Here is a 15,427-nt window from a genome sequence, read left to right as displayed (position 1 = left end):
GCGCCACTGCCCCTACCGCCGCATCCCCGCGACCCGAGGAAGACGACCCATGACTGCCACGCTGACCTTCCGTATGCCCGACGTGGGCGAGGGGCTGGTCGAGGCCGAGATCCTCGCCTGGCACGTCGCCGTGGGCGACACCGTCACCGACGGGCAGCCCGTGTGCGAGGTGGAGACCGCCAAGGCGGCGGTGGAGCTGCCCATCCCGTACGACGGCACCGTCACCGAGATCCTCAGCCCGCCGGGCACGACGGTCGCCGTCGGCGCGCCCATCATCACCGTCCGGCCGGCGGGGACCGGCCCGGGCGTGTCCCCGGACGCCGGTTCGGCGCCGTCCGGGGACACGGGGCCCGCGCCAGGGGACGGCGCGGTGCTGGTCGGCTACGGGCCGAGGGCGAGCTCCGCCCCGGTCCGGCGCCGCCGCAAGGCGACCGCGGCGGCGACCGGCCCCGCCGGCACTGCACCGCTCGCGCCGCCCGTGGCGGATGCCGGCGTTCCGGCGCGGGCCAAGCCACCGGTGCGCAAGCTGGCCAAGAAGCTCGGCGTGGACCTGTCCGCCGTACCGGCGTCCGGGCCGCACGGAGTGGTCACCCGCGAGGACGTGCTGGCCGCCGCGCCGCAAACCGCCCCGGAGTCCGCCCCCACCCCGGCACCGCGGCCGGTGCCCGTCCGGGACGGCGCGCACGAGACACGTATCCCGGTGCGGGGGGTGCGCAGGGCCACCGCCAAGGCCATGGTCGCGTCGGCCTTCACCGCACCCCATGTCACGGAGTTCATCGAGGTGGACGTGAGCCGCACGATGAAACTGGTGCGGCGCCTGCGGAAGTCCGGCGAGCTGGGCGAGACCCCCGTCGGCCCGCTGCTCTTCGTGGCCGCGGCCTACCTGGCCGCCGTCCGCCGGCACCCGGGGATCAACGCCTCCTGGGACGAGGAGCATCAGGAGATCGTCCTCAGGCACCAGGTGAACCTGGGCATCGCCGCCGCCACCGAGCGCGGCCTGATCGTGCCGAACATCAAGGACGCCGGCCTGCTCACCCTGGCCGAACTCGCCGACGCCCTGGGCTCCCTGGTGCACACGGCACGCGCGGGCCGGGCCGCCCCCGGCGACCTGGCCGGCGGCACCACGACGATCACCAACATCGGCGTGTACGGGGTCGACGGCGGCACTCCGCTGCTCAACCCCGGCGAGGCGGCGATCCTGGCAGTCGGCGCGATACGCACCCGGCCCTGGGTGCACGAGGGCAGGGTGGTCCCGCGCGAGGTCGTGACCCTGTCGCTGTCGTTCGACCACCGGCTGGTCGACGGCGAACTGGGCTCGCAGGTGCTCGCCGACACCGCCGCGGCGCTGGAACACCCCCGGCGTCTGCTGTGGTGGCGGTGACCGGCGTGGCGACGACAGTGGTGGTGTGCAACGGCCGCTTACGGGAGCTCCTCGCCTGCGGGGGCCGGGAACTGCCGGTCGCCTTCGACCTGCCGACGCGGCTGGGCCGCGACTCCGACAGCCCGCCGGCCGCGGGGCACGTCGGGCGGACGGGGGTCGCGATCGACTCGCTCGACGACATGCGGGTGCTGTTCGCCGGGATCCCGCTGCACCGGGTGTCCCCGGCGATGGCCGGCGGAGCCCCGGCGGCCGTCATGCTGCTGCTCTACCACCTGGTGGCGGAGGAGCACGGGGTGCCGGGGCACCGGCTGTCCGGCACGGTGCTCTCCGCCTTCAAGGAGTACGCGGTGGGCCGGACGCACATCTTCCCGCCCCGCCCCACCCGGCGGCTGGCGGCCGATCTGCTGGCCTACTGCCGGGCGGAGGTGCCGCGGTGGCGGACCGTGCCCGCGGCCGCCCACGCCGTCGGCGCCCTGGTGGGCGGCGGGCCGGCCGCGGAGCTCCGGCAGCGGGAGCGGATCGCCAAACTGCGTGCCTGGCGCTGCCAGGACCGGGTCACGGCGGCGCTGGCGCGGCTGGCGGCCGACGCCGCGGGCCGGGGCGGCAACATCCTCTACCCGATGAAGTCGGCGCTGGCCGCGGGTGCCACGGTCGGCGAGGTCTGCGGTGTGCTGCGCACCGAGTGGGGTGCCCATCCGGCGCCCCTGTCCGAGGGGCCCGGCTGACGGCCCCCGCCCCGACCACCTCGCCCGGTGGATGGCCGGGCAGCTGTGCCTCGGCCTCATCGGTCTGCGGCCGGAAGGCCGCCCGCGGTCGTGTGCGCCGGGACCGTTCTGTTGCGCCGTGCGGTCCCTCGCCGGTCAGGGGTGGACCGGTGCTGCGGGCCGTGGCCGTGACACCGTCCCGGGCAGGCGCCGCCAGCCGCGGTCCCCGGCCACGGCCCGCAGCACCGGGTCGTCGCCGACCACCACCGGGTCGCCCACGGCGTGCAGCAGCTCGAGGTCGGTCTCGTGGTCGGCGTAGGCCGAGCAGTGCCCGCTCTCGATGCCCCAGGCGCGCAGGGCGGCGCGGACCGTGCGCAGTCTGCCCGGGCCGACCACCGAGCGGTCGAGGCGGCCGGTGAAGCGGCCGTCGGCGCCCACCTCTTGTTCGGTGCACAGCACGTCGGCGGTGAGGAGGCGGGCGAGCGGGTCGAGGCAGGCGTGCAGGGATCCGGAGACCAGGACGATGCGGTCGCCGCGGGCCCGGTGGCGCTGCAGTTCCCGCAGGGTGCCGGGCAGCAGGGTGTCGCCGCGGGTCATGAAGTCGGCGAACCAGGCGCGGCCGGCGGCGGCCAGCTCCTCGGGGGCCGTACCCCGGAACATGCGGTAGTAGCCGAGGTTCGCCTCCTGCCGGGGCAGCGCCAGCAGCCGACGCAGGGGACGGTCGGCCTCCTCGGGGGTGCGGTCGGCGAGCCACTGGACGGTCCAGAACCGCCAGAACTCCACCATGGTCTTGGCCTGGACGAGGGTCTGGTCCACGTCGAAGAGGGCGGCGCGGGCGGTCGTGGCCCCGCGGTGGCCAGAGGGCCGGGACGGCTTCGTACGACCGGGGCTGCGCGGTGCCGTGGTGTTTCTCATCGGGCTGCCTCCACCACCGTCGTCCGGGCCTGGGCGTAGAGGGTGCCGGCGGTCTCGAAGTCGAGGGCGGCATGACCGGCCGCGGCCCGGATGTCGCGCCAACGGCGTTGCAGCGGGCAGTCGGTGGCCTGGGCGCGCAGGCCGGCCGCGCGGACCAGGCGGTCGGCGGCTGCGGTGGTCAGTTCGGCGGCGAAGGCGAAGTCACGGGCGTTCTCGGCGACCGCGTGGGGGGTGACCTCTGCGAGGTCGGCCCGCTGCAGGGCGTGGTGCAGCAGCAGTCCGGCCGCGTGGATCTCCGCCGACGCACGGGCGCCGGCGTCGCGCTGCGCGGGTGCGTCGGCGGCGCGGCTGCCGTCGGAGCGCACCCGGCCGGCGGTCAGTTCGTGCCAGTCGCGCAGGGCCTGCCGGGCGGCTCCGAGGGCGGGCGCGAGGAACTGGGCCCCGGCGACCATCTGGTAGGGCACGCTGTGGCACCGGTCGCGCCCGTGCCCGGCGCGGCCGAGGTCGGCGAGGGTACAGGTGCGGTGGGCGGGGACGAAGGTCCGCTCGAGGCGGACGGTGTTGCTGCCGGTGCCGCGCAGGCCGAGGGTGTGCCAGGTGTCGGAGACCTCGCACGCCTCGAGGGGGACGGCGAAGAGCCGTACGGTGCGGTCGGCGCCGTCACCGGTCCGGGAGGCGAGCAGGATCCAGTGGGCGTGGTCGACGCCGCTGGCGTGGTGCCAGGTGCCTTCCAGCCACCAGCCGTCGGTGGTGCCGCGGGCCGGGCCGGCGGCCCGGGGGCGGTGTGCTTCCTCGGCGGTGCCGGCGGGCGGTACGACCGAGGCGGCGATGCGGACGTCCGGCGTGCGCTCCCACAGGTCACGGTGGCCCTGTTCGGGCAGGTGGGCGGCGAGTCGGGCGTGGGCGGCGTACAGGGCGGCGCACCAGGCGGTGGCCGCGCAGGCCTCGCCGAGCTCGGCCGCCGCCTCGGCGGCTTCGGTGAAGGAACCCGCGTCACCGCCCCACGGTTTGGGCACGAAGTGCCGGGCGAACCCGGCGGCGGTGAGGGAGTCCGCGAGGTCGGGGGAGAGCTTGCGGGCGTGCTCGGTCTCGGCCGCCCGGGTGCGGGCGAGAGCGGCGGCCGGGGCGACGGTCAGGGTCACCGGGTCACTCCGTCGGTGCGGGAGGTGAGGCCGATCAGGGCGCCGTGGGCGAGCAGCCGTCCGTCCTGTTCCGCGCTGACGAGGACGGCCCTCCGCCCGTGCTCGGGGGGTTCCGGCACCGGTTCGGCGGCGATGACCACGGGGCGGCCGAGTTCGCCGAAGGAGTCGAAGGACAGTGCGCTGGACTCCAGGGTCCAGCGCAGTTCCCCGGCGGGTATGCCGGCCAGGCGGCCGGAGGTGAGAGCGGCGGCCTGGGCGAAGGACTCGGCCAGGGCCATGCCGGGGATGTGGTCGCAGGCGTGGTCGAAGTAGACCGGGTGCGTGGTGTCCAGGCGCAGGGACCAGGCGTCCCGCGGGGTGGGCCGCACGCTCCCGGGATCCGCCGGGAGGGCTGCCAGCATCGCGTCGCGGTCGTGCCGGCGGCCCAGGACGTGCGGGGCCGCGACCGCGCCGGCGAGAGCGGCCGGCGCGGTACCGGGGCCGGTGGGTGGAGCCGTGACCCGGCCCTCGGGGTGGCGCATGCGGGCGTAGCGCTCGGGGGTGACGGCCTGCCAGCACAGTCCGACGCGGCCCTCGGGGCGTCCGTCGATCACGAGCCGGGCCTCGAGCGACATGCCCAGGCGGTCGGCGGCGCGGCGTTCGACGACGCACTGGACGTCGAGCAGGACGCAGTGCGGTCCCTGGCGGGCGGCGGAGCCCGGGGTGGGCGGTTCCACCTCGTACTCGATGCTCGTGAGCAGGAAGGGGTGGGCCAGCGGGACGTCGTAGTAGACGTGGGAGACGTAGATGCCCGCCTGGCGGACGGTCTCGAGGAGGAGGAGCGGGTCGGCGGTGCCCGCCGGGCACATCCCGTTCTCGAAGAGTACGTGGTGCCGGGGCCACTGGGCGGCGACGGCGAACCGGTCGGGGCCGGTGCGGACGGCGTCCGTCAGGAGGACTTCGGAGACAGCCGTCTTGTGGACGAGCGTGCGCGGAACGCCGCGGTCGAAGGTGAGTTCGGAATGTGTCGGACCCGTACCGCCGTCGAGCTCGAGGATGCCGGTCGAGGACGGTTCCATGATGATCACTGTCGCAGTTCCCCCGGGTAGTGGTGGGGCGGCCGCCCTGGGCGCTGGATTTTCACGACTTCGGACAGACACGACCGCCATCCCTGCGAAAATATACCTTCCGGAAGGTATATTGCAATGAAGGATCAACAAGTGACAGAGAGTGATGGCGATACGGATGAGACAGGCGGAGGAGGCGGGCATCTGGGGTCAGAGGATCAGCAGCGCAGGTCCCCCGATCCATCAGGAACGGGCCCGGCAGACCAGGCAGTTGATCCTGAACGCGGCAGCGGAGGAATTCGCCACCAACGGGTTCCGGTCCACCTCGCTGGTACACGTGGCCCAGCGGGCGGGCATCACCAAGGGGGCGATCTACCACCACTTCAGCAACAAGGAGAACCTCGCCGCGTCGGTGGTCGAGGAACACTACGCACTGTGGCCGGCCCTGGTGGCCGAGGCCCGGGACCAGGGACTGAACTCCCTGGAAACCATCGTCGCCCTGCTGGAGCGGGTGGCCACGGTCTTCCGGGACGACCCGATCGTCCAGGCCAGCGCCCGGCTGCAGATAGAGCGTTCGACCATCGGGATCCCCCTGCCCACGCCGTTCGTGGGCTGGACGGAACTGATGACGGATCTGTTCGGCGCCGCGCACCGGGACGGCCACCTGCGCCCCGACTGCTCGCCGCAGGCAGCCGCCCGCGTCATCGTGGCGGCGTTCTTCGGGATCCAGCACATCTCCGACACACTGCACGGGCGCCGGGACATCCTCGAGCGCTGGGACGAGGTGAAGCGGCTGGTGTTCCCGGGCATCTGCGCCCCGGGCGTCGAAATCCCCTGACGGGGACCCCGCACGGCACGGCCGGCGCCGTGCCGTGCGGAGCGGCCTGCTGCGCGTGCCCGGCCGTGCGGGCCGCCACGCCTCAGCCCGACAGCCCTACGACCTCACCTCGCTGCGCGCGGCAGCCGTCAGACGCCCGCTGCGCCTGCGGGTGTCGGTTATTCGTGTAGTTGAGACACCTTCATCGCTGTGACCTGCAACATCTAAACTGCACTCATAGAAACTGAGGTTGACCACTCTGGGGTGGCTGACCTGCTCCAATTGGAAGCAGGGGTTCCTGGGGCTCGCGGCGGCAAGATTGCGACCTGGGATGCCGCATCTCTATCGAGAATGTCTCAACTTCATCGATAGTTCTTGGGAGTGAGGTCCTCGAGGTGCCAAGAAGTTGATCTTGATTTGGGAGGGTGGGGAGCCGCTCCAAGAGGGGCGGGCGGAGGCGAGGGGTAAGCCGGCGTTCATCAGAGTGCACCGGCAGTAGCGGGAGTGCTGTCTCCGTAGCTGGCGAGGGTGGCGTGCGAGAAGTGGTGGCGGCTGGCCATGCGCGACCGTCCTGTTCGCGCTGTCGGTTTTAGGGTGGCTTGGCTGTTGCGACTGACCGCACCTGTGTGGCATCCGACGCAGGCGGTTCGTCTCCGAACCGCCCCGGCCGGACACGTCAGCCGCTCCGCACGCCCTGCGCCTTGAGTCGGCGCACCGTGCCCTGGACCTGTTTGCCCGCCGCGGTCAGCTGCTTGAGCACCCAGAACGTTTCCCGCTCTACCGTGCCGGGCTGACCCTCGCGGGCCTTGATCTGCACGTCGACACCACCAGCGTCGAGTCCCACGTACAAAGCCAACCCATCCGATTTCAGCTCAAAGGCGAGGTAGCGCGGCCAGCCGCGCTCACCCAGGGGCAGCGTGACTTCTTTGGTGCCCGCATGTACCGGCGGACGGACCGTGACGGCTCGTTCCACACGCTGTGGGGCGGGGACCGGTCCGAGGTGACGGGCTGACCCAGCCGTGACGCACCAGTGGGCCGGTGTCGCCACTGGCCCACTGGTGCGTTGATATTCTCGCTGCCCCGCCCGACAACAGGTGTGGGCACGGGGGTTCGGGGGGTGTGGAGTAGATGAGGCCACGTCTAGTGTTCGTGCACGGGGTGGGAAAGCCACGGGAGGCCAAGACCGAGCTGGAGGAGTGGCGGGCCGCGCTGACCGTCGGCGCGCGTGCGGCCGGGCACTCCCGAAAGGCCGCGGAGCTGCTCGACGGCGGAGCGGTCGACATCCACTTCGCGTACTACGGCGATCTCTTCCTCCCGGGGGCCGCTCCTGACAATGAGGCTGTGGCACCCGCACCCGCCGGACCGGACGAGGACGAGGGACTGCGGGAGCTGCTCCTCGACATGGTCGACGAGCAGCTCGAAGCGCCCCGCGACGACCGTCAGGCACAGGCGCTGCGGGTGACCAGGAACAAACTGGCGCCGACCGGAGAGGAACAGGGACCCGGCAGCCTCGCACGGCAGGTGCTCGTTGGGGCCAACGCCCTGTTCGCGGTGCCGGGTCTGCGCACCTTCGGCGGCTGGATCAGTGCAGGAGCGATGAAGCGCGATCTGCACCAGGTCAGGAGGTATCTCGCCCGTAAGGAGACCGACCAGGCCGGCCTGAGCCTCGACCGGCGCATCCGTGCCCGCGTCGCCACGGAACTCGACCCCGAGGGACCCACGGTCGTCGTCGCGCACTCGCTGGGGACCGTGGTGGCGTTCGAGACACTGCACGCGCACTCCGCGCACGTCCCGTTGTTCGTCACGCTCGGATCACCGCTCGGAATGCGCACGGCAGTACGGCCGCGGGTGCGCCCGCAGCCCGTACAGACCCCGGAACCGGTCGGCCGCTGGCTGAACTTCTGGGACCGCGACGACTTCGTCACCGGCGGCACCGAACTGGCCCTGTGCATCGCCTCGAACGCCGCCTCGGTCGCTCCGGTGAGCACGCGGGTCGATTCGGACGGACTGAATGTGCATCCGGCCGTCAAGTACCTGGCGCAGCCCGCCGTCGCGGGCCCGCTGATCGAGGCGCTCGACGCGGTCACCGTCGCATGACACCGTCCACACCGCCGCGTCACCTGCTGGTCATCGCGCCGCAGTGCCCGGCCCAAGGACTGCTGACCGGTCTGGAGGAGACCGCCGAGTCCCTGCACGCCGTCCTCCTGGACGAGGAGCTGGGCGGCTGCGAGCCGAGCCCCCCGGGCGTGCCCTCCCTGCTGTGCGGGCCCGGCGTCGGCAGGGCCGAGATCGACCAGTCGGTCCGGGACGCGGCGGACCGGGCCGGAGCCGCGGAGGCGGTGCTAGTGATCGCGTTCCTCGGACACGGCACCACCCTCGGCCAGACGCCCAAGCTGGCCTTCATGGCGAGCGACTCCCACGAGGACGTCGCGACCAGTGTCGTGGACGTCGGCGGGCTGCTCACCCTCGCCCTGGACGTTCCCGGTGTGCGCGGCGTCATCGCCCTGGTGGACACCTGCCGCGCCGGCGGAGCCGTACCAGATCTCGGTGGGCTGGCCGGAGGGGTCCGGCAGGGCGCGACGAGCCTCTCCATGCTCATGTCCGCGAACGCGGTCGAGTCGGCCTACGGTCTCGCGTACACCCGGACGCTGGTGCGCGTGCTGCGCGACGGCCTGCCCGGCGCCGGGATGGTCCTCTCGCCGGAGGACGTCCAAGAGGCCGTGGACAAGGAAGCGAGCACCAGCTCCCAGTTGGTCACGCTGAACGGCCTCTCCCTGGATGCCCGGCCCTGGTTCGCCCGCAACGCACGGCACAGGTCGGACGGCGCGCTGCTGGGGCCGCTGGGTGAGGAGGATCTGCGGCTGGCCCTTGACCCGCTCGGCGATGCGGCTCCCGCCCTACCGATCGTCACCTCCGGCGATCTGGCCCGGCTGCGCCGGACCCTGGCGGCCCTTGACCGGCACCCGGCCACCGCCGACCAGCACCTCGCCCACGCCCTGCGCACGCTCGACCGGCTCGCGACCGCCGTACGCACCCGCGAGTTCCTTCTGTCGTCCTGGCCAGGCAGCCTCCCCGAGTCGGAACGCATCCGCCGCGCCTATGTGACGGCGGCCGGCCGGCCCGCGTCCGCGTCCGACGGGGACGAACTGCTGCGTGACTGCGTCGAGTCGCTGTGCCTGCGAGTTCCTCGCGCCAAGGGCAGTCCCACGGCGCCTCTCGCCACCTTCGTCGCCGCGCTCGCCGTGGAAGACGGTCTCGCGGCGGGAACGCCCGGACTCACGGGGTGGGCGCGAGGCATCGGGGCCGGCGTGGAACTCGTCGACGCCTTCGCCGCCCAGGCACGTCGAGCCGCCGAGAACAGGCTGCGGCTGGTGGTCAGCCTGCACTCCGCGCTGGCCGACGAGTGGCCCGAGACCCTTCTCGTCTGGCTGCTGGACGGCGAAACCCTCGTGGGACGTGAGGACTTCCGCTGCCCTCCGACGCAGGCCGGCGTCGAACAGCGGTTGGGCGCGGTGCTCGCCTGGGCGACCCGGCAGGCCCGGTGCACCGGATTCAGGCTCAAACGCATCGACATCGCAGCGCCCGCCGCGCTGCTCGCCTGCTGGCGCCCCGAGGAAGCCCGGCTCGGGCAGCGACTGGGGCTCTACTACGACATCGTCCTGCGCTGGAGCGACCGGCTGAACCTCCCCGCCCACCTAGGCCTGATCAACGAGTTCGCCCGGAACCAGCTCGACGAGATGAAGGACGGCCCGGCCACGCCCGTGAACTGGCTCGACAAGGCCGAACTCAGCGCGGTGCAGAAGCTGGTGGAGAGCCTCGGCAACGGCTGCTACGGCGGCGCGCTGGCGCTGCGACACCGCCCGGAGCGGCTCCAGGAACTCCTGGAACCCCTGCTCGCGTACGCCCCGATGGTGCTGTGGCCGGACGGCACGGGAGATCTGCCGCAGGCGTCGCAGGACAGCGTGGAACGCAACTGGGCGAGACTCCCCGGAGAGTTCAGCGCCGCCTACCGCACCTCCTGGAAGCAGGGGGACCCGGCGCACGAGCATACTGATCTCGCCCGGGTGCGTTCCGTGTGGCTGGACGAGCAATGGCTGGACTTCTGCGATGCGTTCGCGAACGACTCGGTCGATGGAGAGAACCCGCGATGACCTGGACACCCTTCTACGTCGGCGACGGCACCCCCCGGGACGTGGACCTCGGTGCACCGCCGCCCTGGCGCACCTTCCCCCGGCAGCCCCGGCCCGAGCGTTTCCAGCCGCCGCCCGGGCTCGTCGAGGCCGTGAACGCCGCGCTCGCCCTGCGCCGTCCGCTGCTGCTGACGGGCGCGCCCGGCTCCGGCAAGTCGTCGGTCATCAAGCAGGTGGCGACGGAGTTGCGGCTCGGGGAGCCACTGCGCTGGCACATCACCTCACGCAGCACCCTCGTGGACGCGCTCTACCGTTACGACGCCCTGGGGCGCATCCACGCGCAACGCCTGGGCGGCGACTCGGGAACCGACGACATCGCCCCCTTCCTGCAGCTCGGACCGCTGGGGACGGCACTGCTGCCGTCGAGGGCGCCATCCGAGCAGCCCCGCGCGTTGCTTATCGACGAGATCGACAAGAGCGATCTCGATCTGCCGAGCGATCTGCTGGACGTGCTGGAGCACGGGGAGTTCGAGATCCCGGAGCTGGCGCGGTACCGGGACGACGACGTGGACGTACGGGAATGGGAGGGCGATGCCGTCCACCGAATCGTCAAGGGCCGCGTGCGGTGCGACAACTTCCCCTTCATTGTGCTGACGAGCAACGGCGAGCGTGACTTCCCGGCCGCCTTCCTGCGGCGCTGCATCCGGTACACGATGCCGATGCCGGACACGGAGTCGCTGCGGCGGGTGGTGGCGGCCCACTTCGAGACCGAAGTGGCGCCCTCGGGTCCGGTCGACTCGCTGATCGTCACGTTCGTCGACCGGCTGCGGGCGGGCGAGAGCCTGGCCGTGGACCAGTTGCTCAACGCCGTGCACGTCCTGACCGGTGCCCAGGCGCCGGAGGGAGCCGCCGCCGAGGAGGTCAGGGAACTGATCCTGCGTGAGCTGACCGGTGCCTGAGGAAGCGGACGGGCCGGGGGATTCCCCGGGCGTGGAGCGGGTCACCGGCCTGAACGGGGCCGTGTCGGCGATCGGCGCCATGGCTCCGGAGCTTGACGGGACGGCGCTCGCGGAGGCGCTGTGGCTGGCCTCCCGTATGGCCGCCGGCTCGGCCTCGCCCGCACCCGAAGAACCGGCGCCGGCGTCGGCGCAGGCTCCCGCATGGACCGGGCCGTCCGTCCAGCGCCTGCCGCGCGTCGGTGACTTTGTGCGCCAGAGCCCTCCGACGGCACCGGAGAACCGGTCGGCCCGTCCCCTCCACGAGCGGCTGCCCGGGTCCACCGGCCAAGTCCCCGGTGACGCGGTCGCCGTCCCCCGGGCGACGGCGCTGCCGTCGGCGCTGGAGATGACGCGTGCCCTGCGCCCCTGGAAACGCCCGTGGCGCACGGGGCGGCGGCAGGCGCTCGACCTCGACGCGACCGTGGCGGGGTACGCCCGGAGCGGGGAGCTGATCCCGGTCTTCGCTCCCGCTCCAGAACGCTGGTTCGACCTCGTGCTCGTTGTCGACCGCTCGCCCTCGATGCAGGTGTGGCGGGAGACCGTCAGCGCCTTCGCGGGGCTGCTCGACCGACTCGGCGCGTTCCGCACCCTGCAGGTGCGCGACCTCACCGTGGACCCGGATGACGGCGTCGGGCTCACCGACCGTCAGGGCCTGCCGACCTCGACCGGTCAGCTGGGCTCCCCCGACGGCCGTCGGCTGATCGTCGTGGTGTCGGACTGCGCGGCACCTGCCTGGCGGGCACCAGAGATCTGGCAGCAGCTGCGGGTCTGGGCGGGCCATGAACCGGTGGCCCTGCTCAACCCGTTGCCGCCCAAGCTGTGGCGGCGCACCGGACTCGATCTGCCGACCGTGCGAGTGTCCCCGGACGCCCCGGGCACCGGCAACACGGGACTCCGCTTCCGGCTGCCTCCGCTGCTGGCCGTCGGCGAGGCGGACCCCGACGAGTGGCTCGCGCTGCCGGTGCTCTCGCTCTCCCCTCACGCACTCGGGCGCTGGTCGCGGACAGTGATGCTGGCCGCCCCCGAGGGCTGCTCGGCGGCCCTGATCCCGCCCGCCGGCCGCCCGACTCCGCTCGGCACGGGCCGTCCCCCTGCCCGCAGAAGCGCCGAGGCCCGAACGGACGGATTTCTGCGCACCGCGTCGCCCTCGGCCGCCCGTCTGGCGATGCTGACCTCCGTGTTCGACCGGCTGAGTTTGGCCCTGCTCCATGTGCTCCGCCAAGAGCTGGTGCCCGAGGCCACGACCGAGGACCTGGCCGAGCTGCTTGGCTCCGGGCTGTACGCACTGGACACGGACACCGGCGGCCCGGTGACCCTGACGCCCGCTCCTCAGGTGCGGGCCCGCCTGGAAGAGGCGTTGACGGAGCACGACACCATGCGGCTTAACCGGGTGCTGGACCGGCACATCGCCTCGTGTCAGGGCGGAGGGGGCCGACTGCCGGCGGTGGCGGGCCGACCGGACGGCGAGGAGGTGATCGCCGCGGAGGCCACGGCGGCGGGCGTCGCATGGGGTCGGACGCTGGAGCTGCTCGGGCTCCCCCTGGCGACCGGCGGTACGGAACCGCGGGAGAGCGTCGGGGCGGCGACGGAGCTCGCGGATGCCACCGACCTCGCGCTGCGGGTGGCGCTGGCGATGTTGCCGCAGGACCGGCAGGCGGAGGCGGGCGAGCTGCACGAGACCGTGCACTCGGTCGTCACCCTGCTCGCCGCGCGGGGCCTCGCGGTCGACAGGGCGGTTCTGCTGAGGCAACTGGAGGCTTCCGTCGTCCAGTTCGTCACGCGGCCCGCCGTTCTGGAGGACGACCGGGACCACGAGCCGTGGTCACCGGACGGTGACGGCACCCGAGGACGGGAGTTCTGGGAGCGCTATCTGAGGTTCCTGGAGTACGAGCGAATCCTGCCGCCGGCACAGGTCCGTCAGCTGGACGATGTCACCCGTGACCTGCTGTCCCACCTGGAGGACCCTCGTCGACCGGGCAGTTGGCGGCGCACCGGTCTCGTCATGGCACCCGTCGGCTCGGGCAAGTCCACCTCGGTGATCGCCCTCGCCGCCAAGGCGGTCGACGCCGGCTACGGCACGGTCACCATCCTGGCCGGTGCGACCAACGCCGAGCGAGATCAGATGCAACAGCGCGTGGACGAGGGGCTGTTGGGCTTCGACAGTCAGTACACGGCGAGTTCGGAAGCCGGCGGCCGGATCGGCGCGGGTGCCATGCCCCATGCCCGCGCCCTCCCCATCGTGTCCGTGACGACCCGTGGCGAGCAGGGCGACTTCTCGCTGTACAAGACCTTGAGCCTCAGGCCCCCCGTCTACCCGCAGGTCTTCGTGATCAAGAAGAACCGTAGGATCGTCGACAGAGTCCGCGACTGGCTCATGCACACCTCACAGCCCGAAGACCGGCCCATGCTCGTCGTCGACACGACGGGCGACGCGAGGGGCACGCTCAGCTCTCCCTCGAAAGTGGACGAGAGCGTGGAGCGGTTGCTGTCCTCGTGTCCCAGGGTCGGCTACGTCGGCTATACCTACGCGTCCTTCCTCACGACATCGCAGGTCCTCCCCGACTTCATCTACCACGTCCCGAAGCCCCCTGGTCACTTCGGCCCCGAGCAGCTCTTCACGGGCACGGAGCAACCGCTGCCCCTGGTCCGCATGGTGTTCGATCAGGACCGCTGGCTGCCGCCCAAGCATCGGGCCGACCACGTGCCTGGCCGGGAGCTGCCGGAATCTCTCTTCACCGCCCTGAAGTCGTTCGTGCTGGCGTGTGCCGCACGCCGAGTCCGAGACCGGAAGCGGACGAGCAACTCGATGCTGGTGTCCGTGAGTCGGTTCGTCGCGGTCCAGACGCGAGTCTGCGACCAGCTGGCCGAGCGGGTCGGCGTCATCGCCAAGGACCTCAGAGACCGGCGCGGTCCGCGAGGACAGCGGCTCATGGCCGACTTCGAGGAGTTGTGGCGCCAGGACTTCGTCCCCACCAGCGAAGCGATCGCCGACGCGGCCGTACCGTCGGTCTCATGGAAACAGGTGGCCGACCAACTGCCGATCGTGGTCCAGCAGTTGGTCGTCGTCACGGCCAATTCCGCCTCCGACATGATGCCCCACTTGCACGAGAGTGAATACGGCGGTCTGAACATCGTGGCCGTCGGCGGCGCCAAGCCGACCAAGGGCCTGCCTCTCGAAGGGCTTACCACCAGCTACTGTCTCCGAGCCCCGGCCAACTACGAAACCCTGCGCCTGCTGACCACGCCGTTCGGGCCCCACACCGGTCACCAGGACCTGTGCCGTCTTTACGCCACGCTGGAAGTCCTCGACACCCAACACCGGTTGACGGCGAGGATCAACGGGCAGCGCAAGGAACTGCAGGAGCTGGCCGGACTCGACATCACCCCCGCCCAAGCCGTCTTGCGTGTCCGGGCCTCGCATTCGCCCGGCAGGTCGTGGGAGACCCTGGACTTCACAGTGGCCCTCGAGAGGGTGCGGCAGAACTTCCGGACTCTGGAGGCATTCATCCGCGGCCTCGGCCGAGCCGGCACCCCGGACCCACGCACCGCCGCGAACCTGCTGTGGCATGGCGTCCCACCCGCGAAGATCGCGGAGTTCCTCGACGCCTATCTGCCAGGTTCGGAGCCATCGTGGAACCGGCTCGCCGAGATCTGCCGGTACCTGCGCCGGGGCGCCAGCCTAGAAGGGCTGGGCGAGTGGACCGTTCAGTTGGTGAGCCCGCCGAAATCGCCGGTACTGGTTGAGGTTGCGGGGCATCGGGTCGGCACGGTTCGCCGTGCTCCGTTGCCGCGCGGCAACGAGGACGGGTTCAGGATCCGGCGGCTGTCCGCTGTTGGAAACGAGTACGCGGATCTCGACCCAGACCAGTACCTCAGAGCTATCGACGCGACACGCTCCGCGGCGGTGGTCGATCCGGCTCGTCCAGCCCGGGGGCACGAGCCGACGCGGCCCTCCCGTGCGGCGGTGGAGGCCGTGCGCCGCCCGGACCAGGCTCTGTTGTCGATCTACCTGGTCCGGGGGGAGGAGACCGTCGACTACGAGGTCACGGCTCCATTGGTGGGCCTGGCCGTGTCCCTGCCACGCTCGGCCGCGCTGTCCGAGCCCTCCTCCCCGCCCAGCTGAGCGGCGGCCCAGGTTCCGGAGTCGGTACCGCGGCTCCGGGCCCGGAGGGATCAGGGACGGCGACGGATCGGGAGCCGGTCCGGGGCGCCATCCTGGACCTGTTTCCGGGACAGAGCGCCGATGCCCCCTGCCTCGTCCCCGACAGCCCGAGGCTGTGCCAGGTTCGGACCT

The 15,427-nt window shown here is 72.2% G+C and carries 10 protein-coding genes and 1 pseudogene; 8 read left to right on the top strand and 3 right to left on the bottom strand.

From position 1 onward, the window contains the following. Nucleotides 1–49: 49 nt before the first annotated feature. Both ACFC1X_RS24580 and ACFC1X_RS24575 read left to right on the top strand, forming a co-directional pair. Complete coding sequence (locus ACFC1X_RS24580; protein ID WP_376356981.1) at nt 50–1,381, top strand: dihydrolipoamide acetyltransferase family protein; 1,332 nt, start codon at nt 50–52, stop codon at nt 1,379–1,381. Nucleotides 1,382–1,386: 5 nt separating this feature from the next. Next, entirely contained in the window at nt 1,387–2,106 is a 720-nt protein-coding gene (locus ACFC1X_RS24575) for a methylmalonyl-CoA mutase family protein (protein WP_376356979.1), read from the top strand. Nucleotides 2,107–2,241: 135 nt separating this feature from the next. On the opposite strand, the gene ACFC1X_RS24570 is transcribed toward ACFC1X_RS24575, so the two are convergent. From ACFC1X_RS24570 to ACFC1X_RS24560, 3 genes are read right to left on the bottom strand one after another with little or no spacing between them, the layout of a single operon-like run. Further along, nucleotides 2,242–3,000, bottom strand: a complete 759-nt coding sequence (locus ACFC1X_RS24570) for an HAD family hydrolase (protein ID WP_376356977.1) — start codon at nt 2,998–3,000, stop codon at nt 2,242–2,244. Then, the gene (locus ACFC1X_RS24565) at nt 2,997–4,142 is read right to left on the bottom strand and encodes an acyl-CoA dehydrogenase family protein (protein ID WP_376356976.1); all 1,146 of its coding nucleotides are present in this window, start codon (nt 4,140–4,142) and stop codon (nt 2,997–2,999) included. Before ACFC1X_RS24565 ends, ACFC1X_RS24570 begins: the two co-directional genes overlap by 4 nt. Continuing rightward, nucleotides 4,139–5,200 carry a ScbA/BarX family gamma-butyrolactone biosynthesis protein gene (locus ACFC1X_RS24560; RefSeq protein WP_376356974.1) on the bottom strand — a complete coding sequence of 354 codons (1,062 nt, stop codon included), beginning with the start codon at nt 5,198–5,200 and terminating at the stop codon, nt 4,139–4,141. The genes ACFC1X_RS24565 and ACFC1X_RS24560 overlap by 4 nt, the downstream gene beginning before the upstream one ends. Before the next feature lie 166 nt (nt 5,201–5,366). Here ACFC1X_RS24560 and ACFC1X_RS24555 point away from each other — a divergent pair, with 166 nt between their 5' ends. The 6 genes and pseudogenes from ACFC1X_RS24555 (at nt 5,367) to ACFC1X_RS24530 (ending at nt 15,256) form a co-directional block, all read left to right on the top strand. After that, nucleotides 5,367–6,026 (top strand): ScbR family autoregulator-binding transcription factor, encoded by a 660-nt coding sequence (locus ACFC1X_RS24555; RefSeq protein ID WP_114533263.1) that lies wholly within the window; start codon nt 5,367–5,369, stop codon nt 6,024–6,026. A gap of 871 nt (nt 6,027–6,897) precedes the next feature. Further along, nucleotides 6,898–7,017, top strand: a pseudogene (locus tag ACFC1X_RS24550) (hypothetical protein); the annotation flags it as partial. Between the two features lie 146 nt (nt 7,018–7,163). Then, nucleotides 7,164–8,102 carry an alpha/beta hydrolase gene (locus tag ACFC1X_RS24545; RefSeq protein ID WP_376356971.1) on the top strand — a complete coding sequence of 313 codons (939 nt, stop codon included), beginning with the start codon at nt 7,164–7,166 and terminating at the stop codon, nt 8,100–8,102. Continuing rightward, entirely contained in the window at nt 8,099–10,156 is a 2,058-nt protein-coding gene (locus ACFC1X_RS24540) for a hypothetical protein (RefSeq protein ID WP_376356969.1), read from the top strand. Before ACFC1X_RS24545 ends, ACFC1X_RS24540 begins: the two co-directional genes overlap by 4 nt. Then, nucleotides 10,153–11,094 (top strand): AAA family ATPase, encoded by a 942-nt coding sequence (locus ACFC1X_RS24535; protein ID WP_376356967.1) that lies wholly within the window; start codon nt 10,153–10,155, stop codon nt 11,092–11,094. The genes ACFC1X_RS24540 and ACFC1X_RS24535 overlap by 4 nt, the downstream gene beginning before the upstream one ends. After that, complete coding sequence (locus ACFC1X_RS24530) at nt 11,087–15,256, top strand: SAV_2336 N-terminal domain-related protein (protein WP_376356965.1); 4,170 nt, start codon at nt 11,087–11,089, stop codon at nt 15,254–15,256. Before ACFC1X_RS24535 ends, ACFC1X_RS24530 begins: the two co-directional genes overlap by 8 nt. Nucleotides 15,257–15,427 lie beyond the last annotated feature (171 nt).

Source organism: Streptomyces sp. NPDC056128, assembly GCF_042263835.1.
Taxonomy (GTDB): domain Bacteria; phylum Actinomycetota; class Actinomycetes; order Streptomycetales; family Streptomycetaceae; genus Streptomyces.
The sequence above is the reverse complement of the archived record's forward strand: the minus strand, read 5'-3'. Positions and strand labels throughout refer to the sequence as shown.

What these genes read in the sequence shown, in the direction of transcription:
- ACFC1X_RS24580 (WP_376356981.1), top strand. Translation starts at nt 50, where the DNA reads ATGACTGCCACGCTGACCTTCCGTATGCCCGACGTGGGCGAGGGGCTG.
- ACFC1X_RS24570 (WP_376356977.1), bottom strand. Translation starts at nt 3,000, where the DNA reads ATGAGAAACACCACGGCACCGCGCAGCCCCGGTCGTACGAAGCCGTCC.
- ACFC1X_RS24560 (WP_376356974.1), bottom strand. Translation starts at nt 5,200, where the DNA reads ATGGAACCGTCCTCGACCGGCATCCTCGAGCTCGACGGCGGTACGGGT.
- ACFC1X_RS24555 (WP_114533263.1), top strand. Translation starts at nt 5,367, where the DNA reads ATGAGACAGGCGGAGGAGGCGGGCATCTGGGGTCAGAGGATCAGCAGC.
- ACFC1X_RS24540 (WP_376356969.1), top strand. Translation starts at nt 8,099, where the DNA reads ATGACACCGTCCACACCGCCGCGTCACCTGCTGGTCATCGCGCCGCAG.
- ACFC1X_RS24535 (WP_376356967.1), top strand. Translation starts at nt 10,153, where the DNA reads ATGACCTGGACACCCTTCTACGTCGGCGACGGCACCCCCCGGGACGTG.